Raw genomic sequence first — 19,216 nt, forward strand, 5'->3', positions numbered from 1 at the left:
AGCGCGCGGGCCGATCGCTAGGCGTGCGCGTTACCGCAACAGGTATGTGGCGCTCCAGACCAGGCCAATGAGGATCGGCTGGTGGATCAGGTAGATCACCAGCGAATAGCGTCCCGGCAGCCCTGCAAGGCGCGCTGCGCGCGAGGGGGCCGGGTTCGAAAGCCGCGCCCACAATCCGCTCTGCGACGCCAGTTTGGAGGCCGCGATCCCGGCCAGAACCGGGGCGAACCACGGGAAGACCGGCTCGTAGTCCACGGTACTCACCCGCACCGTCTGCAGGCCGCTCCACCACCACCAGGGCGCATCAAAAGCGGGTCCGCGCAGCGCGTCGGGCGCGTAGAACACCGCCACCGCGAGAGCCAATATGACGACCACAGGCAAACGCAGGACCAGCAGCCCAAGCAAGCTGCACAGGGCGATGGCGTGCAGGATGCCGAAGAAGACGAAGGCCTGCGGGAACGCGATGTAGGTCCCGAGGCTGACCAATGCGGCCGCCCCCGCGATCATCGCGAAGCGTCGCCAGAAGGCGGGCCACCGGATGCCCGCGCCGTGGGACAGCCAGAGCCCCACCCCCGCAAGGAAAAGGAACGAGCCCGCCGTGGCGATCGCCAGCCCGCGCCAGAACCCGGTGCCCGCCGTGCCGGGCGCGACATGGCCGAACATCTCCAGATCGAAGACGAAATGGAATACCGCCATGGCCAGCAAGGCGAGGCTTCGGGCAATGTCGAGCGCCGGAATGCGTCCGGCTGCGGGCGTCATCGAAGGGCTCAAGGAAGGCGTCGCGTGGGTCATGGCTCCGGTCTAGCAGCCTGCCTTCGCCTTGCCCATCGGGCAATCGAGCGAGACCCGCGGCGCAGCCTCCGCCCGCCCTCTCGCTTCCACCCGTTGCGCCACGTCGAGAAAGCCGCGAATGCGCCGCGCGCCGGTCGCACGCCTTCCCTGATTTCGGCACAATTGCCGCTCTATATCCAATCCCATGACCGATACATTCGAATATGCCACACGTCCCGGCAGCGCCGGCCTTAGCATCCTCAGCTTTGCAGGACTGAGCGCCCTTTCCGTCTTTCTCTGGCAAATCACCCCCGGCCTCGTGCTGCTCCTGATGGTGCCGGCGTTTCTGGTCTGTCTGTGGCAGCTGATGAACGTGCCGACCTACGGCATTCGCATGACGCGGTCGGCGTGGAGCGTGATGGGCGGAGCGGAGGACATCGTGATCCCGACCGCGCAGATCGCCTACCTGAAGGTCATCATGCGCAGCGAGAACCCGCGGATCGGCCTGATGCTGGATGATGGCACCGAAATCGTCCTGCCCGTCGAATGCCTGCCGGATCCCTACGATCTCATCCGCGAGGCGACGAACCGCGGTATCCCGGTTCGCGAGCAGGTCTGAGACCCCGTAACCCTATTTCTAAATGCTCTCCGGTCGCGGCGTCGGCCGCGGCAGGGTGCGATCCCGAGGTGAGGCTCCCTCCCCGTCACGGGTGAGCAGCGGCCGCATGACCGGGCGCGTGGAGGGCACCGGCGCTTGGCAGTAATCCTGCTCCCGCACCCAATTCCTCATATCCTCGCGCTTGCGCGCGGAATGGAACGGCCCCCAGTCCGCCGCGACGCCGCGCATGCCTTCAGCGACCACGTTGTCGCGCGGCACGGTGATGCCCATGATCCGGATGCCACAGCGCAGATTGGCCGCCCCGCTCAGCAGGGCTTCGCCCGAGCCCACGTCGCAATCGCGCCAGCGCGCGGTGGCGGGCGCGATCTGTACCAGCCCGAACCAACGTCCGCCGCCGCCCACGGCGCGCGGGTTGTGCGTGCTTTCATGCCACGCCAGCGCCGAGATCAGGCCGGTCCAGAAGGCCGCGCGTTGCTCGGGGCTGGCCTCCAGGTAGCCGGGGCACCAGGCGCGGATGTCATTCGGCTCGGTCTCAAGCAGAGACGCGCCGGGACCGCGCAGGGCCGAGAGGACGGCTTGCGTCCAACGTCCGCCGCGCGGGTGTTCATCCCACCGGGCCGCCGGGACGGCCCATATATCGCGCTGCACCGGGCGCAGGCTGGATGCTGGCGCCAACTCACTGATTTCAGGGGCTTCTTCGACGGCGGGGATGTCAATCTCAGGGGCCTCGGCACCCGGATCGGGCACGTGGAGCAACGTCGCCGCTCCCGGCTCGGCCCCTTCCAGTACCGTGTCGGCTCCGACAACGCCAGACGTGACTTCGACGGCCGCTTGGGCCTGTTCTGCGACCGCTTCACCCACGCCTTCCACCTGCCCCAAGGCAAGTCCGGGCGCGAAGGCCCCGGCGGCTGAAAGCACGCCGGCGATTGTGAAAAGACGCAGAGCGTCCATGGGCAGCCACCCCCCCGGGTTTGGCACAGACTGTACATGCCCGAAATTTATGCAGTTTTGCAAGGGGTTGGGTCAGACCCACCCCCAAGCATGGCAGACGCGCCCTAAAGGCAGGTTAAAGGGTGCAATAGGGCTGCGACGAAATCCACTGTCGCATCTCTTCGCGCTTCGAGCCTTGAACGAAGGGCCCCCAATCGGCAGCGACACCGCCTCGGCTGGCCGCAACGACACCGTCGCGCGGGACCGTCTGGGCCCAAATGCGCATGGCGCAGGCGACATTGGCATCACCGTCGAGGAGCGCCTGACCGCTGGTGGCCGCGCAGCCGTAGTGCCGCGCCGTGGCGGGGCTGATCTGGACGAGGCCGAACCACCGACCGCCGCCGCCCACGGCCTGCTGGTTCCACGTGCTCTCGTGGCGGGCGAGCGCCGACATGAGACCGGTCCAGAAGGCCTGCCGGTTCTCCAGCGGGGCGTCGGGGTAGGCCGGGCACCAGTTGGCGATATCGGCCGGCAGCACCGTTGGCAGCACGGCGGCATGGGTTTCCAGCGCGGAGAAGGCGGTTGCCGTCCAGGAGGCGCCATCGGGGCGGTGATCCCACCGCATCACGGGCACTTCGACAACGGCGGCTTCTCTCTCGAAGCCCGGCAGCGAGACATCGGACAGGGCGTTGCAGGCCGTCAGGCCGATCACGGCAATCAGACTCACGCCGAGGCGGGTCATACGGGAAAGGATACTCATCACTCTAATCACTCTTGCATGGCAGTCATTTGCAGACCGACCGGAGGTGCGCGGCCAGACGGGGCAAATCAAGCCAGAGGCCTGTGCAGACAGGAAAAAGCGGCTGAATCCCGCCCAAAATGTCTCGTTTCAACGCAAAAAGGCCGAAGCGCCCCTATAGCGCTCCGGCCTTTCCAGCGTTCATCGGGCCGGTTCAAGCCCGCGAAAGAATCAGGCGGCGTCGCGTTCGTGACGGCCTTCCTTCACCTCTTCGATGATCTTGTTGACGAAGGCGTCGAGGTCATCGGGATTGCGGCTGGTGATGATCCCGTTGGAAATCGCCACTTCGCTGTCTTCCCACTTCGCGCCTGCGTTGATCAGGTCGGTCTTGATCGAGGGGTAGGACGTCATCTCGCGGCCTTCGACGACACCGGCTTCCACCAGCATCCAGGGGCCGTGGCAAATCGCAGCGACGATCTTGCCGGAATCGACGAACTTCTTGACCAGCGAAACCGCCTCGGACTTGGTGCGCAGGATATCGGGGTTGATCTGGCCACCGGGCAGAACCAGCGCGTGGTAATCGTCGTGGTTCACCTGGTCGATCGTCAGGTCGACGCTGACCTTGTCGCCCCAATTGTCGTTGTCCCAACCGGTGATCTCACCGGATTCCGGGGCCGCGACATGCACTTCCGCGCCGGCGTCGCGCAATTTTTTCAGCGGCACCTCCAGCTCCGATTGCTCGAAACCGTGGGTGGACATGATCAGGATCTTTGCGTTGCTCATCTCGGGCATGGCGTTTCTCTCCTATTATTTGGTTACAGGAGGCCAACGTGTGGTGACCGCTCGTGTTCCATCACACTCTTGCCCGGCCCCCGCCCCTGCCCTAAACCACCTCCGACACTTTCCGGAGGCTCCCATGCTCGACCTGACCTACGACACACCGAAACCCCGCGTGATCTCGGGCGCCAAGCAAGATTGGGAGCTTGTGATCGGAATGGAGGTTCACGCGCAGGTCTCCACCAACGCCAAGCTGTTCTCGGGCGCGTCGACCAAATTTGGCGCCGAGCCGAACTCCAACGTGGCCTTCGTGGACGCGGGCATGCCCGGCATGTTGCCTGTCATCAACGAGGCCTGCGTGGCGCAGGCGGTGCGCACGGGTCTTGGGCTGAAGGCAGAGATCAACCTCGCCTCGGCCTTCGACCGGAAAAATTACTTCTACCCCGACCTGCCGCAGGGCTACCAGATCAGCCAGCTCTACCACCCGATCGTGGGCGAAGGCGAAGTGCTGGTGGAACTGGGCGACGGCTCTGCCCGCATCGTGCGGATCGAGCGCATCCATCTGGAACAGGACGCGGGCAAGTCGATTCACGACATGGACCCGGCGCTGTCCTTCGTGGATCTCAACCGCACCGGCGTCGCGCTGATGGAGATCGTCTCCAAGCCCGACATCCGCTCGCCCGAGGAAGCCGCGGCCTATGTGGTGAAGTTGCGCCAGATCATGCTCTACCTCGGCACCTGCGACGGCAACATGCAGAACGGCAACCTGCGCGCTGACGTGAACGTCTCGGTCTGCGCGCCGGGTCAGTACGAGAAATACCAGGAGACGCAGGATTTCTCGCATCTCGGCACCCGTTGCGAGATCAAGAACATGAACTCCATGCGCTTCATCCAGCAGGCCATCGAGGTCGAGGCCAAGCGCCAGATCGCGATTATCGAGAACGGCGGCACGGTCGATCAGGAAACCCGCCTCTACGATCCCGACCGCGGCGAGACGCGCTCGATGCGGTCCAAGGAAGAGGCGCACGACTACCGCTACTTCCCCGATCCCGACCTGCTGCCGCTGGTCTTCGATCAGGCCTACGTCGACGAGATCGAAGCGAACTTGCCGGAACTGCCCGACGCCAAGAAGGCGCGGTTCATCGGCGATTTCGGCCTGTCGGATTATGACGCCAGCGTCCTAACCGCCGATGTCGTTGCGGCGCAATATTTCGAGGCGGTGACCGCCGGCACCAAGAACGGCAAGCTGGCCGCGAACTGGGTCATCAACGAGCTGTTCGGCCGCCTCAAGAAGGACGAGCGCCAGATTGCCGACAGTCCGGTCACGCCCGCGCAGCTGGCGGAACTGATCGAGCTGATCGGCGCGGACACGATTTCGGGCAAGATCGCCAAGGATGTGTTCGAGATCAGCTACACCACCGGCCGCTCGCCGGGGGAGATCGTCGAAACCGAGGGGCTGAAGCAGGTGACCGACACCGGTGCCATCGAGGCCGCGGTGGACGAGATCATCGCCAACAACCCCGATCAGGTCGAGAAGGCCAAGCAGAACCCGAAGCTCGCGGGCTGGTTCGTGGGTCAGGTCATGAAAGCCACTGGCGGCAAGGCCAACCCGAAGGCGGTCAACCAGATCGTGGCGCAGAAGCTGAACGGCTGAACAGCCGTTTCATGCCGATCCTGAAGGTGTCGGCGCCCACATATGACCCCGCCGCTCGGATTGATCTCCGGCGGCGGGGTTAACTTTGGCCGGGGCAGGCTCGCCCGCGCTTTGCGCACAGGAAATCAGCAAGTCCCCGCCGGACTGCCCGGAATGCCATTGCGCCTCTCACCCGTCCGGCCTAAACAACGCCGCCCTTACCAGCAGCCGAGGCGTTTATGAGAACCGAATACAAAGTTGTCCCCGCCCCCGAGAAAGCCCGCAAGCAGCGTGGCCTGAAAGGCGCGGCGCTCTTCGCCCGCTCCGTGGAGGAGCTGATGAACGAGATGGCCGCCGACGGCTGGACCTACCTGCGCGCCGATACGCTGCCGCAGGAAGAGCGCGCGGGCCTGACCAACAAGACGACGGTCTACCGCAACCTGCTGGTGTTCCAACGGGTCGTGGACGGCTCGCGGGACGAGTCGCTGGCCGATGAAATCGAGCTGGAGGCCGACGCGGACGAGACGCCTGACGAGGTTGGCGACAGCGACGATGCGGACGAAGCTGACAACGACAGCGACGAGGAGGTGACAAATCTCTGGAAGACCGACGACGCGACGCCAAAACCCCTAGTCGCGAAGCGTCAGGGCCAGGGCGTGGATCTCTGACATCAGGTCCTTGCCGATGGCGTCATGCACCATCCGGTGCCGCGCGATGCGGCTAACACCCTGAAACTTCTCGCTTTCGAGAAAAACGTTGAAGTGGCTCTCGCCGCCTTCCTGAAATCCCGCGTGGCCCCGGTGGGCCTCGCTATCATCCACAACTTCCAACACGCGCGGCGCGAAGGCCTGTCGCAAAGCTGCTTCAATTTTCTCTGCCCGTGTCGTCATTTTAACCCTCTCAGACCTTCCCCTCAGCCGCCAAAACACTAAACTGCTTACTCCCAATAATACAGGTGCGTTCCCATGGCCGACAAAGATCCCTTCAATTTCGATCTTAGCGTCAAGTCCGACAAGAAGAAGCGTCGGACCGGGCGTCGTGGCATGTCTGGCGCGGTGGAGACATCGCAGCGCCAGTGCGAGGGTGAGGGTTGTCAGGAGCAAGGCCAGTACCGCGCGCCGAAGGGACCCGACAACCTCGAAGAATTCCACTGGTTCTGCCGCGAGCACGTGCGCGAATACAACCTGAAGTGGAACTTCTTCGAAGGCACCACCGAGGCCGAAATGAACGCCCAGATGGACCGTGACCGCGTCTGGGATCGCCCGACCAAGCCGCTGAAACGCTCGGCCGAAGAACGCGCCTGGTCGCGGCTTGGCATCGAGGATCCGCACCAGGTTCTGGGCCAGAACGCGACGCAGAACCCGGGCCGCGGCGCTGGCTCCAAAGGCCGCCGCCTGCCCCCGACCGAGCGGCGCGCGGTGGAGATCCTCGAAATTAAGGACAACGCCACCAAGCCCGAGATCCGCAAGGCCTACAAGGCGCTGATCAAGGTGCTGCACCCCGATATGAACGGCGGCGACCGCTCGGACGAAGAGAAGCTGCAAGAGGTCGTCTGGGCCTGGGACCAGCTGCGCGTCAGCCGCAACTTCGCCGACTGATCCCTACGGCGCCCGCGCGCGGCGTTCGGCGCGCGGCGCAGGCCCCTGCAATCGGCGCACCGGCAACGCCTGAAGCACGAGTGTTCCGCCATGGCCCACCACGTCAACACGCTCATCCTCGGCGCCGGTGCCGCCGGCCTGATGTGCGCCGCTTACGCCGGTCCCGATACCTTGGTGATCGACCACGCCAAGGCGCCGGGAGAGAAGATCCGCATCTCGGGTGGCGGGCGTTGCAACTTCACCAATATCTATACCGGCCCCGAGAACTTCCTGAGCGAGAACAAGCACTTCGCGAAATCAGCGCTTAGCCGCTACACCCAGTGGGATTTCCTCGACCTCGTGCAATCCCACGGCATCCCCTACCATGAGAAGACCCTCGGCCAGCAGTTCTGCGACCGCTCGGCCAAGGACATCATCGCGATGCTCATGGCCGAAATGGGGGCGGCGAAGCTCTGGCTGCAAACGGGCGTCGAAGAGGTCTCCCACCGCGACGGTCTCTTCCACGTGCGGTTGAGCCGTGAGGGGAAAACCACCCCGGTCACCGCGCGCAATCTGGTGCTGGCCACGGGGGGCAAGTCGATCCCCAAGATGGGTGCCACCGGCCTCGCCTACCGGATTGCCGAACAATTCGGTCACCGGATCACCGAGACCCGACCCGGCCTCGTGCCGCTGACCTTCGAAGGCGATACCAAGGCCCATTTCGCCGCCCTCTCCGGCACCTCTGTCCCCGCGCGCGTGTCGTGCAACGGCACCAGCTTCGATGAGGGGATGCTCTTCACCCATCGCGGGCTGTCGGGCCCTTCGATCCTGCAGATCTCGTCCTATTGGCGCGAGGGGGATACGCTGTCCCTGCACCTTCTGCCCGAGATCGACCTCTACGACACCCTGCGCACCCGGCGCACGCAGGTGGGGGCGAAGGCCCTGACGACGGTGCTGGCTGATCTGTTGCCAAAGAAACTGGTGCAACATCTGGGCGAGGCATGGGACCTCGGCGGCAACCTCGCGGATCAATCCGACAGCGCCCTGCGCGCGCTTTGCGACCGTCTGACAGCGTGGCCGGTCACGCCGACCTCGTCCGAGGGCTACCGCACGGCAGAGGTCACGCTCGGTGGGATCGCGACCGACGGGATCTCGTCCAAAACCATGGAAAGCCAACAGGTTGCGGGGCTCTACGCCATCGGCGAAGCGGTGGATGTGACGGGCTGGCTTGGCGGGTACAATTTCCAATGGGCCTGGTCATCCGGCGTCGCGGCAGGCCGCGCGATTGCGGCGGCGGCTTAGACGTCAGGTCCGCCAGAAGGTCGCGGTGAAGAGCACCAGAACCGCCATGATCTCCAACCTTCCGATCAGCATCGCGGCGGCCAATATCCACTTCGCCGCATCGTTGAGCGACGCGAAATTACCGCTCGGCCCGATGACGTCCCCCAACCCCGGCCCGATGTTCCCAAGCGCCGTTGCCGCCCCCGAGATCGAGGTGACCACGTCCAGCCCGGTGAGGCCAAGGACGACCGAGAAGATGCCCAGAAGCACGAAGAACAGCACGAAGAAGGCCATGACCGACGAGATGACCTCCTCCGCCACGGGGCGCCCCTCGAAGCGCGGCTCGAAGATGCCGTGGGGCGCGTAGATGCGCCTCACCTGTGTCGAGATGGACGCGAACAGAAGCTGGTAGCGGAAAACCTTGATGGAGCATGACGTCGACCCGGCGCAGCCGCCGATCAGGCCCATGAAGAAGAACATCACCGGAACGATCGGCCCCCAGAGCTGGTAGTCCGTGCTGGAATACCCGGTGCCGGAGATGATCGATGTGACGTTGAAGATGCCCTCGCGCATCCCGACTTCGATGGGATCGCCCAGAAGAAACAGCCGGTAGAGCGTGAACGTCGCGGTGAGGATCGCGATGATGGTGAGGTAGACGCGGATCTGTGTGTCGAGGAAGAAGGGACGCGCGGTGCCCGCGACGAGCTGGATGTAGCGCACGAAGGGCAGGCTCGCGAGGATCATGAAGACCGAGGCCACGTATTCGGCCGGACCCTGAAACGCCCCGAAAGAGGCGTCGTAGTTCGAAAAGCCCCCCGTCGACATGGTCGTAAGCGCATGCATCAACGCGTCGAACGGCTCCATGCCCACCGCGAGAAACGCAAGGCCGCAGGCAATCGTCAGCCCGAGGTAAATGACCGAGATCCGGCTCGCGATCTCCCCCGCGCGTGGCAGGATCTTTCCCATCGTATCAAAGGATTCCGAGCGGAAGATCTGCATGCCGCCCACCCGCAGCTCGGGCAGGAACACCATGGCGACAACGATGATCCCGATGCCGCCGAACCATTGCATCAGGCCCCGCCAGAGGTTCAGGCCCGCAGGCAGGTTGTCGAGGTCGGTCAGGACGGTGGAACCGGTTGTGGTGAGGCCCGACATCGCTTCGAAGACCGCATCCACCAGCCGGGCGTCCGGCTCGCCAAAAATGAACGGCAGCGCGCCGAAGAGCGGCAGCACCAGCCAGACGCCCGTGGTCAGAAAGAAGGTCTGCTGGATCGACAGCCCCTCGGTGACGCCATTGGCGCAGGCCATCGTCAGCAACATGCCCAACCCGATGGTGACGACCGCGGACTCCGCGAAGGCGCCCCAATGGCCGTTGCCTGCCAGCACGTCAGCGGCCAGAGGCACCGCCATCGTCACCCCGAGGGTCAGGACCAAAAGGCCAAGGACATAGCCCACCGGGCGCAGATCGAACATGGGCGGAGCGTTGGCGCGCCGAGCCGTGGCTGTCAAGCGGGCGCTTGGCGGAATGGGCGCTTGTCAGCCTCGCCATGGGTGGCGGGGCATCATGCAGTAAAGAATTGATTTGATGCACCTCTCCGGCTACCCTTGCGTCAACCAAAAGACGCGAGAGAGCCGATATTTTGCGGCTCCAGCCGGGATCAATGGCGCCGCAATACATCCGCGGGGCCGCAGAAGGGGATGGATGTTATGGCGAAGGATGACCCCAAGGGCAAAGCGAAGTCGCTCAACGACAGCGACATCGCAACCTACCCGCGCCGGGCTGGCCCCGCCTCCGGGGCACCGGGCACGGATTCCGATGCCCATAGCGATTCCGACGCAGCCGCGACCGATCACGATACGGCGCCTGCGACCGACAAGGATAATTGACAAGACAACCCGGGATACCACCGGGGCGGACATATTACTCAGCTGATTTGCAAGGGAGACACCAGATGGACGACAACCACGACGACAAGAAGCACAAGAACGCCTCGAAGGGTAAACCCCTGTCGGCGGATCAGATTTCCTCGAAGCGCGTCGACCGTCGGACCGTCCTGCGCAGCGTTGGTCTGGCCGGTCTGGGTGCGGGCGCCATGGGTGTCACCGCCTGTGTCCCCTACGGCGTGACCGATGTGGACAACGGCAACATCACCGATCCGGTCGGTCTGGGCCGGGGCGCACCGCGCGGCTATCGCTCGGGCATTACCGATCGCGACTGGGGCGGCAACATCACCGACCCGGCGGGGTATGGCCGCGGCTGAGCCTTTCAGCTCAACAAACAAAAAAGCCCCTGCGAATATGCGGGGGCTTTTTAATGTCAATGAGTTACGAGCCGATGCTCGTGTAAAACATTAGCTTGGATGGACGAGCGTTCCGAGGAGTTTCGGGTCGAGGCTCGCATCGGCGAATGTCTCTCCCTCCGTCAGAAGGCTCACGGCGTCGTGGCTGTGCAGGCTCTCCTGATGGCTCGCCAGCACGCGGAAATCACCCACGCCCGGATGCTCCAGCAGTTGCGCGGCAAAGAGGCGGGCGGCGTCTTCCACGAAGATCGGATTGGCGGCGTTCAGCTCCGCAAACGCCTGCTCGTCCTCGCGCTTGACCATGACCTGCGTCTCGGTCGGCACCGCGCGGCGGGCCATTTCGATCAGGTCTTCAACCCAGAGCCCCTCGCCCGCCAGCACGACCGAGAGGCGCGCGACGGACCGTTGCGAATGGGGCGTGGCCAATTGTCCGCGCGTGGCGCGCGCGTGTTCGGCAAGCTCAAGGGAACAGGGACAGGTCGAGGAATATACATAATCGACGTGCACGATCCGCTGCCGCACGCCGTCCTGCTCCACCAGTTCAAGCGCCACATCGTAATATTGCCAGCCGGAGAGCCCGGACCGCAGGCTTTGGACCTTCATCGGCACGCTCATGCGCATCTGGATGCGCGCGTCGAAGCTGCCGAGGTCGGCCTTGTAATCATCCAGCGCGGCGTCGATCACATCGAAGCCGAAGGCCTCTTCTGCATGGGTATAGAACGACCGCATGATGCGGCTCATGTTGATGCCCTTCTGGTCCGCCTCAAGGCTGACCGTCCCGGTCACCGAGGTTTCCAGCGCCATTTGCGAGCCATCGCGCAACTTGTGGCGGATCGGCAGGCGGAAATTCGAGATCCCCACATGCTGGATGCGCCGATGGGCACCTTTGATCAGCGCCGCCGGGCCGTTCTGGAGGTCCGGCAGGGACGCGAGGTAGGCCGCATCGGGCGCGAAATCGGCCGGATAGTCAGCCGAAATCCCCTGCGCGCGCAGCAGGCCCGCAATCTGCGGGCTCAAAGCTTCGATCTGTTCCGAGGAGGCCTCCGCCGCCCAGGCACTCAATAAATCGAGCGCTTCCTGGGCCTGGCCGGTGGATGGTTTCTGGTCGGCGGTCTTAACATGAACGTTCACGTGCCACCCCCTTTTGCAAAATTGTAGGTGCCCTAGATATGGCGACTTTTACCCGGAACCCAAGCGTTGATTTGCGACGCATTCGCGCAAATTACGCGATTTCCGCCGCGAAAGAGCCCTCTACTCGAAGCGTTGGACGAAATTCCGGAGGATTTTTTCCGGCACGGTAATCTCTTCCGCCATGACCGCATCCGACAGCGCGTCCGCATCTTCGGGCGCGAAATAACCGCGATTTCGGTAAATATCGATGCGGTTGGCAAAGTTTTCGCCCCGGGCTTCGGGGTGGAACTGCGTGGCGTAGACGTTCTTGCCCGTCCGGATCATCTGGAACGGACAGGGGGCGGAGGCGACGAGGTGTACGGCGCCCTCGGGCAATGCCTCCACCGCTTCCTTGTGTCCCACCAGCGCGCGGAACTGCGACGGCAGCGCGCGCAGCAAGGGGTCGCGCGCGCCCGCATCGGTAATCTCGCAAGCGACACCTCCGATGGATTCGCCAAAGCGGCCCTTGCCGACGGGCGCGCCCAGGGCCGCGCCGAGAATGCCCATGCCGTAGCAGCAACCGAGGAACGGCATATCGCGGGACAGGATTTCGGGCATCAATCCCATGATATCGGCCTCGATCCGGGCCTCCAGCGGGTCTTTCTCCGCCGGGTCGTCCGAGACGCAGCCCGGACCACCGCCGACGATGACACCTGCGTAATCATCCAACGAAAGCGCGGGAAGCGGCGCTTCGTCGAGCCGCACGCGCGCCGCTTGGTCTGCCGCCAGACCGCCGCGCGCCATGAAGGCTTGGAACTCTTCGTCAGCGGCCGCGTCTTCGGGGCGCAGTTGCAGGATCAGGAACGGTTTCATGCGGCTGCGAACCGCCGGATCAGGCGCTTTTCCATGCGGGCGTTGGGGATCTTGACCCCGCCGCGCTCGATTTCCTGCCGCTTGATCACCCGCCATCCCTGACGACGGAAGAACGGCTCTGCCAGCAGGCTCGCTTCGGTCTCCATCACCCTGTGGCCCTTCACCCGCGCGCGCCCCTCGATCACTGCATAGAGCGCCGAGGCCACGCCATGCCCCATGAACTGAGGCGCGACGTAGGCGAAGTCGAGGTAGGCGCTGTCGATATCAAGGGTCATGAAGCCCAACAACGCGCCGTCCCGCTCGGCGACGATCGTCTCGGCCTCCTCCACCCGCGCGCGCCAGCCTTCGCCGGTTGGCGGCGCCGGGGACCATGCCTCGCGCTGCTCTGCGTCATAGGCGCAGGCCGCCCCCTCGCGCACGGCGCGGTGGAACAACGTGGCCAACGGGATTGCGTCCGCCGGCCGGTAAGGGCGGATGATAAGGCCGTTCATGCGGGCGCCAATGCGTGCAGGAGATCCGCGATCAGGTCGTCGGTGTCTTCCAGCCCGATCGAGAGCCGCAAGAGCCCGGACGTCACGCCGATCTCGGCGCGCTGTTCGTCGGTCAGGCGTTGGTGCGTGGTGGTCGCGGGATGGGTCGCGATGGATTTCGCATCGCCCAGATTGTTGGAGATGGTGAAGATATCCATGCCGTTGAGCGCCCGGAAGGCGCCGGCCTGCCCGCCTTCGGCTTCGACCGCCACAACGGTGCCGCCCGCCCCCATCTGCTTCATGCAAAGCGCGTGCTGCGGATGCCCGGCGAGACCGGGATAGAGCACCCGCGCCACGCCCGGCGCGCCGTCGAGCGCTTCGGCAATCGCCTGCGCCGAGGCCGCTTGCGCGCGCACGCGCAGGTCCAGCGTCTCGAGGCCCTTCAGCATGACCCAGGCGTTGAACGGGCTCATCGCGCCGCCGGTATGCTTGAGGTAGGGCTCCACCGTCTTGCGAATGAACTCCTCGGAGCCGAGGATCACACCGCCCAGGCAACGTCCCTGCCCGTCGATATGCTTGGTCGCGGAATAGACAACGACATCAACGCCCTGGGCGAAGGCGTCGGAGAAGACCGGCGTGGCGAAAACGTTGTCGCAGATCACCGTCGCGCCAACCTTCTTGGCGATCTCGACCACGGCGGCGATGTCGATCACCTCCAGCGTGGGGTTGGAGACCGACTCGAAGAAGACCGCCTTGGTGTCGGCACGCACCGCGTCGCGCCATTGGTCGAGGTCGACGCCGTCCACGAAAGTGACCTCGACCCCGAAGCGGGTGAGGATCTCGTCGAGGATGTAATGGCACGACCCGAAAAGCGCGCGCGAGGAGACCACGTGATCGCCCGCGCGCAGCATCGAGGTCAGCGCGCCCGAGACCGCAGCCATGCCCGAGGCCGTCGCAAAACCCGCCTCCGCCCCTTCCAGCGCGGCGATCCGGTCCTCGAACATCGCCACGGTGGGGTTGCCGTAGCGGCCGTAGATATACTCATCGTCTCCCGACTTGATGAAACGCGCCTCGGCGTCTTCGGCGGTGTCGTAGACAAATCCTTGCGTCAGGAACATCGCCTCGGACAGTTCGCCATATTGCGAGCGGCGGCTGCCGGCATGCACCGCTCGGGTGCGTTTGGACCAGTTTTTCTTGGTGGTATCTGTCATACCCCATTCTCCATTCATCGGGCGACCACAACGTTGGGTCCCATGTCTATGGTCGGGGACGGCGCTGCCTTGCAGCGGCCTCGACCTCTTTAGCGGAATGTTTAACGTGGCCCGCAATCCGGTTCACAAATCACCACGGGAGGTGGCCTACGCCTGCGGATGCAGGGCGTCAAGTCGCAAGCGCGCCGCGCCAGACCCGCCGCATTGGGGGAGGCCGAGGCGCGCTTTCCCCCCGCGCGCCCCTTGCGATCACGCGATTGTGCCCCGATCTCTTCCCCGAGACGTCGCCACCCGGCGGCGAACCGCCTGTCTCTCTGGTTTTCGCCGGAAAACCTGCATATCGTGACGGGTGACACAGCTTGCCGATCGTGGCAGGCAGAACGAAACGGCAAGGACGGGGCGCAAATGTCATCCAGCTTTCTTCAAGGTGTGTCTTTCTTCGTGTTGGTCCTCGTGATCCTCGGCGCGATTTTTGGCGGATTCGGAGCGCTTTAGCATGGCAAAACGGTATGGCGGCGAGTTCAGCCCCTCGGGGCAGCGCGATGGCGAGACGCCGCGTGAAACGGTGACCCATCAGAAGATGGAGATCGCGCCTTTCCGCGGCCGTAAGCCGATGCGTCACGGCGCGAAGCTGAACATCCTGTTCATCCTGCCGCTGCTCACCATCTTCTCGGTGCTGTTCAACTCGGGCGTGACTGAAATGGCCGTCGATCTCCTTGGCGGCGCGCTCCTGATGCTGGCCGCGTGGTTGACCCGTGACGGCGTGCGCGCGGAGGATGCCTTCAACGAGCGCAAGGTCGCCCGCAAACCCGCGATCCCGCGCAAGATTTTCGGCGCGGTCGGCACCGGCGTCGGCGTGGCGCTCCTGATCCTTGGCGGCTCGAACTTCGGCCCCGGCGCGCTCTTCGCCGCCAATGTCGTAGGCTTCCTTGCCGCTGGCCTGCATCTCTTCTCCTTCGGGCTGGACCCGCTGAAGAACAAGGGCATGGAGGGGATGGACAGCTTCACCTCCGACCGGGTGGCGCGCAAGATCGACGAGGCCGAGAAGCTTCTCGCCGAGCAAAAGGACGCCATCGCGCGCGTCCGCGACCCGCAACTCGAAGCCCGGGTCGCGCGTTTTCAGGACGTGGCCCGCGGGCTGTTCCGGCAGGTGGAGGAAGACCCCCGCGACCTCAATGCCGCGCGGCGCTACCTTGGCGTCTACCTCAAAGGGGCGCGCGACGCGACGGTGCAGTTTGCCAACCTCTACACCCGCAAGACCGACTACAAGGTGCGCAGTGACTACATCGCCTTTCTCGATGATCTTGAACAGAACTTCGCTGCCCGCAAAGAAACGCTTCTGATTGATGACCGCACGAATTTCGACGTGGAGATCGAGGTCCTGCAAGACCGACTGAACCGCGAAACAAAATATCTGGAACGACAGGAATAAAGACCATGCAATCCGAGACCCATACCAAAGCCCAGGAAGTCGAAACCTTGGTTAACGAACTCAATGCCGTCGTGCTGCCCGAGCCCTCCGCCGACCTGGTCCCCCTGCCCGAGGCCGATGCGCCCACCAGCGAACAGATCCGCTCCCGCATGGCCGAGATCAACATGACCGACACGAACTCCATCGTGTCCTTCGGCTCCTCCGCCCAGGCCGAGTTGCAGCAGATCTCGCAGGCGATGCTGGCCGGCGTGAAGAACAAGGATGCCGGCCCCGCCGGTGACAGCCTGCGCGAGATCGTCGGCACCATCCGCGGCTTCTCGGTCGACGAGCTGGACCCCAACCGCAAGCAGAGCTGGTGGGAGCGTCTCTTCGGCAAGGCCAAGCCGATCCACGATTTCATGGCAAAATACGAAGACGTGCAGGAGCAGATCGACAAGATCACCGACAATCTGCTGGAGCACGAGCACGTGCTGATGAAGGACATCAAGTCCCTCGACAAACTCTACGAAAAGACCCTCGATTTCTACGATGAGCTGGCGCTCTACATCGCCGCCGGTGAAGAGAAGCTGAAAGAGCTGGATGAGCAGACGATCCCCGCCAAGGAAGCGGAAGTGAACGCCGCGCTCGAGGATGACCAGGTGATCAAGGCGCAGGAACTGCGCGACATACGCGCCGCGCGCGACGACCTCGAGCGCCGGGTCCATGACCTCAAGCTGACCCGTCAGGTCACAATGCAGTCCCTGCCCTCGATCCGGCTGGTGCAGGAAAACGACAAGTCGCTGGTCACCAAGATCAATTCGACCCTCGTGAACACCGTTCCCCTGTGGGAAACGCAGCTGGCCCAGGCGGTGACGATCCAGCGCTCCGCCGCCGCGGCCGGCGCCGTGAAGGAGGCCACCGACCTCACCAACGAATTGCTCACCCGCAACGCCGAGAACCTGCGCGAGAGCAACCGCATGGTCCGTCAGGAAATGGAGCGGGGCGTCTTCGACATCGAAGCGGTCAAGCACGCCAACGCCGAGCTGATCTCCACGATCAACGAGAGCCTCGAGATCGCCGACGAAGGCAAGCGCAAGCGCCGCGAGGCGGAAGCGGAGATGGAGAAGATGGAGCGCGAGCTGCGCGAAACCCTCGCCTCCGCCTCGGCCCGCCGCCCCATGGCCGAGCCTGAAGTGATCGACGGCACTGCCGCGACCGCCCAGGACTGAGGCCCGGCACATGCGCCTTCTCACGGCTTTTCCCGTGGCGCTGACGCTGGCCCTTTCGGCCTGCGTCACCTCCGCGCCCGATACCTCCTCCCGGCCTGAACCCCGGGAAGAGGCCGAAGCCGTGCCGGAACCGCAGGCGCCCTCCGACCTCAGCCAGAGCCTCGCGCGCTATTATCGAGGTGCCGAGGCCCGCCTCGTCGGGCGCGGTTTGCTGCGCACCGATGGCGGCGGCCCTGACGCGCCGTTTGGCGCCGGGGATCTCGCCACCAATTTCGAGCGCATCGCGCTCTACGATGAATACCAGCTTGAAAACGGCCGCTTCGTCGCCCGTCAGACCCCCTCCACCCTGCGGCGCTGGCGCGGCCCCGTGCGCCTGCAACCGCACTTCGGCGCCTCGGTCGAGGCAGGCCAGCAGGCCGAGGACCGGTCCGTCCTCTCCACCTACGCGACCCGTCTGGCCCGGCTCACCGGCCATCCGATCCGCACGGTGAACGCCGGCGGCAATTTCCACGTCCTCTACATGAACGCCGATGCCCTCGCTGCTTCCGAGCCGCTCCTGCGACAGCTGGTGCCGAGCATCAATGACGCCACCATCCGCGAGATCCAGAACATGGGGCGCCTCACCTATTGTTCGATCTTCGCCTTTTCCCCCTCCGGCACCTCCGAATACATCGCCGCCATCGCCGTGATCCGCGACGAACACCCCGATCTCCTGCGCCGCTCATGCGTCCACGAGGAAATCGCCCAGGGCCTGGGCCTTCCCAACGACAGCCGCTCCGCGCGCCCGACGATCTTCAACGATGACGAGGAATTTGCCCTCCTCACCCGCCATGACGAGGCGCTCCTGCGCATCCTCTATGACGACCGCCTCACCATCGGCATGACCCCGGACGAGGCCCGCCCCATCGTGCGCGCGATCGCGGCCGATCTCGTCGGCGGCCCCTCCTGATCCCGGGCCAGACCTTACCGCGCGCCGCTCCCGCCTTCATCTTGGCCAATACAACTCATTCCGCCCCCGATTTCGCCACCTCGGCCCGAAGGGGTGAAAACCCGGTAAGGTTTCCCTCCCCCACTTCCCTGTAGATCGGCGGCGGTCGTACCTATATCATTCGGGAAAACGAACAACATTTCAGTGGGAGTTGCTTGCGCATGGCCATTATGGATTTTCTCAAAGGTCAATTTATTGACGTCATCGAGTGGACCGATGACACCCGCGACACGATGGTCTACCGGTTCGAGCGCTATGGCCACGAGATCAAGTACGGCGCCAAGCTGACGGTGCGCGAAGGACAGGTCGCGGTCTTCATTCACGAAGGCCAACTGGCGGATGTCTTCACCCCGGGCATGTATATGCTCGAGACCAACAACATGCCGATCATGACCTCCCTGCAGCACTGGGATCACGGCTTCAACAGCCCCTTCAAGTCCGAGATCTACTTCGTGAACACCGCCCGGTTCACCGATCTCAAGTGGGGCACCAAGAACCCGATCATGATCCGCGACAGCGATTTCGGCCCAACCCGCATCCGCGCCTTCGGCACCTATACGGTGAAGGTGGAAGATGCCGGCCTCTTCATGACCGAGATCGTCGGCACCGACGGTGAATTTACCACCGACGAGGTCACCCACCAGATCCGCAACATCATCGTCCAACAGTTCAGCCAGGCCGTCGCAGGCTCCGGCATCCCGGTGCTCGACATGGCCGCCAACACCGGCCAGTTGGGCGAGGTCGTGGCCGAGAAGATCTCCGCCACCATCAGCTCCTACGGCCTGACCCTGCCCGAGCTCTACATCGAGAACATCTCCCTGCCCCCCGCGGTGGAAGAGGCACTCGACAAGCGGACCTCGATGGGCGTTGTCGGCGATCTGAACAAATACACCCAGTTCCAGACCGCCGAGGCCATGGCCGCCGCCGCCTCCACCCCCGGCTCCGGCATGGGCGAAGGGCTCGGCATGGGCATGGGCATGGCGATGGCCAACCAGATGGCCAGCAACATGCACCAGCCCCAGCAGGCGCATCAGGCCGCCCACGCGGCCCCGCCCCCGCCGCCGGTCGAACATGTCTGGCACATCGCCGAGAATGGCGCGACCAAGGGTCCCTTCTCGAAAGCCACCTTGGGTCAGATGGCCGGCGACGGCTCGATGACCCGCGACACGATGGTCTGGACGGCTGGACAGGACGGCTGGAAGAAGGCCGGCGAAGTCGCCGAGCTGGCGCAGCTCTTCACCGTCATGCCGCCCCCGCCGCCCCCACCAATGTAAAAGTTGGCGCACGCCGCGACGAC

Annotated in this window: 22 protein-coding genes and 1 riboswitch; of the genes, 11 read left to right on the forward strand and 11 right to left on the reverse strand. The window is 64.4% G+C overall.

Annotated elements, in window-relative coordinates; translation table 11 throughout:
• Positions 1-30 precede the first annotated feature (30 nt).
• Entirely contained in the window at positions 31-759 is a 729-nt protein-coding gene (locus KYE46_RS12270; protein ID WP_219000903.1) for an acetyltransferase domain-containing protein, read from the reverse strand.
• A 42-nt stretch (positions 760-801) separates the two neighbouring features.
• A complete protein-coding gene (locus tag KYE46_RS12275; protein ID WP_219000904.1) occupies positions 802-978 on the reverse strand; it encodes a hypothetical protein in 177 nt (58 codons plus the stop codon).
• Here KYE46_RS12275 and KYE46_RS12280 point away from each other — a divergent pair.
• Positions 977-1,390 carry a hypothetical protein gene (locus tag KYE46_RS12280; RefSeq protein ID WP_219000905.1) on the forward strand — a complete coding sequence of 138 codons (414 nt, stop codon included), beginning with the start codon at positions 977-979 and terminating at the stop codon, positions 1,388-1,390. The two genes, KYE46_RS12275 and KYE46_RS12280, sit on opposite strands and share 2 nt — an antisense overlap.
• Positions 1,391-1,408: 18 nt before the next feature.
• On the opposite strand, the gene KYE46_RS12285 is transcribed toward KYE46_RS12280, so the two are convergent.
• From KYE46_RS12285 to KYE46_RS12295, 3 genes are all read right to left on the reverse strand, one after another.
• Positions 1,409-2,341, reverse strand: coding sequence for a transglycosylase SLT domain-containing protein (locus KYE46_RS12285; RefSeq protein WP_219000906.1), 933 nt, complete (start codon positions 2,339-2,341; stop codon positions 1,409-1,411).
• A 115-nt stretch (positions 2,342-2,456) separates the two neighbouring features.
• Positions 2,457-3,080 carry a lytic transglycosylase domain-containing protein gene (locus KYE46_RS12290; protein ID WP_219000907.1) on the reverse strand — a complete coding sequence of 208 codons (624 nt, stop codon included), beginning with the start codon at positions 3,078-3,080 and terminating at the stop codon, positions 2,457-2,459.
• 210 nt (positions 3,081-3,290) lie between these two features.
• Positions 3,291-3,851: a type 1 glutamine amidotransferase domain-containing protein gene (locus tag KYE46_RS12295; protein ID WP_219000908.1), complete on the reverse strand. Its 561-nt coding sequence runs from the start codon at positions 3,849-3,851 to the stop codon at positions 3,291-3,293.
• A gap of 124 nt (positions 3,852-3,975) precedes the next feature.
• On the opposite strand from KYE46_RS12295, the gene gatB reads away from it, so the two are divergent.
• Positions 3,976-5,490, forward strand: coding sequence for an Asp-tRNA(Asn)/Glu-tRNA(Gln) amidotransferase subunit GatB (gene gatB, locus KYE46_RS12300; protein ID WP_219000909.1), 1,515 nt, complete (start codon positions 3,976-3,978; stop codon positions 5,488-5,490).
• A gap of 218 nt (positions 5,491-5,708) precedes the next feature.
• Entirely contained in the window at positions 5,709-6,137 is a 429-nt protein-coding gene (locus tag KYE46_RS12305) for a DUF4177 domain-containing protein (protein ID WP_219000910.1), read from the forward strand.
• Here KYE46_RS12305 and KYE46_RS12310 read toward each other — a convergent pair.
• Positions 6,099-6,359 carry a BolA family protein gene (locus tag KYE46_RS12310; RefSeq protein ID WP_219000911.1) on the reverse strand — a complete coding sequence of 87 codons (261 nt, stop codon included), beginning with the start codon at positions 6,357-6,359 and terminating at the stop codon, positions 6,099-6,101. The two genes, KYE46_RS12305 and KYE46_RS12310, sit on opposite strands and share 39 nt — an antisense overlap.
• A gap of 75 nt (positions 6,360-6,434) precedes the next feature.
• Between KYE46_RS12310 and KYE46_RS12315 the strand changes: the two genes are divergently transcribed.
• Both KYE46_RS12315 and KYE46_RS12320 read left to right on the forward strand, forming a co-directional pair.
• A complete protein-coding gene (locus KYE46_RS12315) occupies positions 6,435-7,067 on the forward strand; it encodes a J domain-containing protein (RefSeq protein ID WP_219000912.1) in 633 nt (210 codons plus the stop codon).
• Positions 7,068-7,157: 90 nt separating this feature from the next.
• Positions 7,158-8,348 (forward strand): BaiN/RdsA family NAD(P)/FAD-dependent oxidoreductase, encoded by a 1,191-nt coding sequence (locus KYE46_RS12320; protein ID WP_219000913.1) that lies wholly within the window; start codon positions 7,158-7,160, stop codon positions 8,346-8,348.
• Positions 8,349-8,351: 3 nt separating this feature from the next.
• On the opposite strand, the gene KYE46_RS12325 is transcribed toward KYE46_RS12320, so the two are convergent.
• Positions 8,352-9,800, reverse strand: coding sequence for a TrkH family potassium uptake protein (locus KYE46_RS12325; protein ID WP_219000914.1), 1,449 nt, complete (start codon positions 9,798-9,800; stop codon positions 8,352-8,354).
• 234 nt (positions 9,801-10,034) lie between these two features.
• Between KYE46_RS12325 and KYE46_RS12330 the strand changes: the two genes are divergently transcribed.
• Together KYE46_RS12330 and KYE46_RS12335 are read left to right on the forward strand one after the other, a co-directional pair.
• On the forward strand, positions 10,035-10,214 hold the full coding sequence (locus tag KYE46_RS12330; protein WP_219000915.1) for a hypothetical protein: 180 nt from the start codon (positions 10,035-10,037) through the stop codon (positions 10,212-10,214).
• A 65-nt stretch (positions 10,215-10,279) separates the two neighbouring features.
• Positions 10,280-10,588, forward strand: coding sequence for a hypothetical protein (locus tag KYE46_RS12335; RefSeq protein WP_219000916.1), 309 nt, complete (start codon positions 10,280-10,282; stop codon positions 10,586-10,588).
• A 90-nt stretch (positions 10,589-10,678) separates the two neighbouring features.
• Here the strand turns inward: KYE46_RS12335 and folE2 are convergent, their stop codons facing one another.
• The 4 genes from folE2 to metZ form a co-directional block, all read right to left on the reverse strand.
• Complete coding sequence (gene folE2, locus KYE46_RS12340; protein ID WP_219000917.1) at positions 10,679-11,758, reverse strand: GTP cyclohydrolase FolE2; 1,080 nt, start codon at positions 11,756-11,758, stop codon at positions 10,679-10,681.
• A gap of 120 nt (positions 11,759-11,878) precedes the next feature.
• Positions 11,879-12,610, reverse strand: a complete 732-nt coding sequence (locus KYE46_RS12345; RefSeq protein WP_219000918.1) for a glutamine amidotransferase — start codon at positions 12,608-12,610, stop codon at positions 11,879-11,881.
• Positions 12,607-13,101 (reverse strand): GNAT family N-acetyltransferase, encoded by a 495-nt coding sequence (locus KYE46_RS12350; protein WP_219000919.1) that lies wholly within the window; start codon positions 13,099-13,101, stop codon positions 12,607-12,609. Before KYE46_RS12350 ends, KYE46_RS12345 begins: the two co-directional genes overlap by 4 nt.
• Complete coding sequence (metZ, locus tag KYE46_RS12355; RefSeq protein ID WP_219000920.1) at positions 13,098-14,291, reverse strand: O-succinylhomoserine sulfhydrylase; 1,194 nt, start codon at positions 14,289-14,291, stop codon at positions 13,098-13,100. The genes KYE46_RS12350 and metZ overlap by 4 nt, the downstream gene beginning before the upstream one ends.
• Before the next feature lie 68 nt (positions 14,292-14,359).
• Positions 14,360-14,438: riboswitch (SAM riboswitch) on the reverse strand.
• Between the two features lie 349 nt (positions 14,439-14,787).
• Here metZ and KYE46_RS12360 point away from each other — a divergent pair.
• The 4 genes from KYE46_RS12360 to KYE46_RS12375 all read left to right on the forward strand — a co-directional run bounded on the left by KYE46_RS12360 (position 14,788) and on the right by KYE46_RS12375 (position 19,193).
• Complete coding sequence (locus KYE46_RS12360) at positions 14,788-15,723, forward strand: 5-bromo-4-chloroindolyl phosphate hydrolysis family protein (RefSeq protein WP_219000921.1); 936 nt, start codon at positions 14,788-14,790, stop codon at positions 15,721-15,723.
• A 5-nt stretch (positions 15,724-15,728) separates the two neighbouring features.
• The gene (locus tag KYE46_RS12365) at positions 15,729-16,931 is read left to right on the forward strand and encodes a toxic anion resistance protein (RefSeq protein ID WP_219000922.1); all 1,203 of its coding nucleotides are present in this window, start codon (positions 15,729-15,731) and stop codon (positions 16,929-16,931) included.
• Between the two features lie 10 nt (positions 16,932-16,941).
• The gene (locus KYE46_RS12370; protein ID WP_219000923.1) at positions 16,942-17,880 is read left to right on the forward strand and encodes a DUF2927 domain-containing protein; all 939 of its coding nucleotides are present in this window, start codon (positions 16,942-16,944) and stop codon (positions 17,878-17,880) included.
• Positions 17,881-18,080: 200 nt separating this feature from the next.
• On the forward strand, positions 18,081-19,193 hold the full coding sequence (locus KYE46_RS12375) for an SPFH domain-containing protein (RefSeq protein ID WP_219000924.1): 1,113 nt from the start codon (positions 18,081-18,083) through the stop codon (positions 19,191-19,193).
• Positions 19,194-19,216: the final 23 nt, after the last annotated feature.

It is taken from the genome of Gymnodinialimonas ceratoperidinii (genome assembly GCF_019297855.1).
GTDB lineage: Bacteria > Pseudomonadota > Alphaproteobacteria > Rhodobacterales > Rhodobacteraceae > Gymnodinialimonas > Gymnodinialimonas ceratoperidinii.

Excerpts from the sequence above, each read along its gene's own strand:
- KYE46_RS12270 (WP_219000903.1), bottom strand. The coding sequence starts at position 759 with ATGACGCCCGCAGCCGGACGCATTCCGGCGCTCGACATTGCCCGAAGC.
- KYE46_RS12280 (WP_219000905.1), top strand. The coding sequence starts at position 977 with ATGACCGATACATTCGAATATGCCACACGTCCCGGCAGCGCCGGCCTT.
- KYE46_RS12275 (WP_219000904.1), bottom strand. The coding sequence starts at position 978 with ATGGGATTGGATATAGAGCGGCAATTGTGCCGAAATCAGGGAAGGCGT.
- KYE46_RS12285 (WP_219000906.1), bottom strand. The coding sequence starts at position 2,341 with ATGGACGCTCTGCGTCTTTTCACAATCGCCGGCGTGCTTTCAGCCGCC.
- KYE46_RS12290 (WP_219000907.1), bottom strand. The coding sequence starts at position 3,080 with ATGAGTATCCTTTCCCGTATGACCCGCCTCGGCGTGAGTCTGATTGCC.
- KYE46_RS12295 (WP_219000908.1), bottom strand. The coding sequence starts at position 3,851 with ATGCCCGAGATGAGCAACGCAAAGATCCTGATCATGTCCACCCACGGT.
- gatB (WP_219000909.1), top strand. The coding sequence starts at position 3,976 with ATGCTCGACCTGACCTACGACACACCGAAACCCCGCGTGATCTCGGGC.
- KYE46_RS12305 (WP_219000910.1), top strand. The coding sequence starts at position 5,709 with ATGAGAACCGAATACAAAGTTGTCCCCGCCCCCGAGAAAGCCCGCAAG.
- KYE46_RS12310 (WP_219000911.1), bottom strand. The coding sequence starts at position 6,359 with ATGACGACACGGGCAGAGAAAATTGAAGCAGCTTTGCGACAGGCCTTC.
- KYE46_RS12315 (WP_219000912.1), top strand. The coding sequence starts at position 6,435 with ATGGCCGACAAAGATCCCTTCAATTTCGATCTTAGCGTCAAGTCCGAC.
- KYE46_RS12320 (WP_219000913.1), top strand. The coding sequence starts at position 7,158 with ATGGCCCACCACGTCAACACGCTCATCCTCGGCGCCGGTGCCGCCGGC.
- KYE46_RS12325 (WP_219000914.1), bottom strand. The coding sequence starts at position 9,800 with ATGTTCGATCTGCGCCCGGTGGGCTATGTCCTTGGCCTTTTGGTCCTG.
- KYE46_RS12330 (WP_219000915.1), top strand. The coding sequence starts at position 10,035 with ATGGCGAAGGATGACCCCAAGGGCAAAGCGAAGTCGCTCAACGACAGC.
- KYE46_RS12335 (WP_219000916.1), top strand. The coding sequence starts at position 10,280 with ATGGACGACAACCACGACGACAAGAAGCACAAGAACGCCTCGAAGGGT.
- KYE46_RS12345 (WP_219000918.1), bottom strand. The coding sequence starts at position 12,610 with ATGAAACCGTTCCTGATCCTGCAACTGCGCCCCGAAGACGCGGCCGCT.
- KYE46_RS12350 (WP_219000919.1), bottom strand. The coding sequence starts at position 13,101 with ATGAACGGCCTTATCATCCGCCCTTACCGGCCGGCGGACGCAATCCCG.
- metZ (WP_219000920.1), bottom strand. The coding sequence starts at position 14,291 with ATGACAGATACCACCAAGAAAAACTGGTCCAAACGCACCCGAGCGGTG.
- KYE46_RS12360 (WP_219000921.1), top strand. The coding sequence starts at position 14,788 with ATGGCAAAACGGTATGGCGGCGAGTTCAGCCCCTCGGGGCAGCGCGAT.
- KYE46_RS12365 (WP_219000922.1), top strand. The coding sequence starts at position 15,729 with ATGCAATCCGAGACCCATACCAAAGCCCAGGAAGTCGAAACCTTGGTT.
- KYE46_RS12370 (WP_219000923.1), top strand. The coding sequence starts at position 16,942 with ATGCGCCTTCTCACGGCTTTTCCCGTGGCGCTGACGCTGGCCCTTTCG.
- KYE46_RS12375 (WP_219000924.1), top strand. The coding sequence starts at position 18,081 with ATGGCCATTATGGATTTTCTCAAAGGTCAATTTATTGACGTCATCGAG.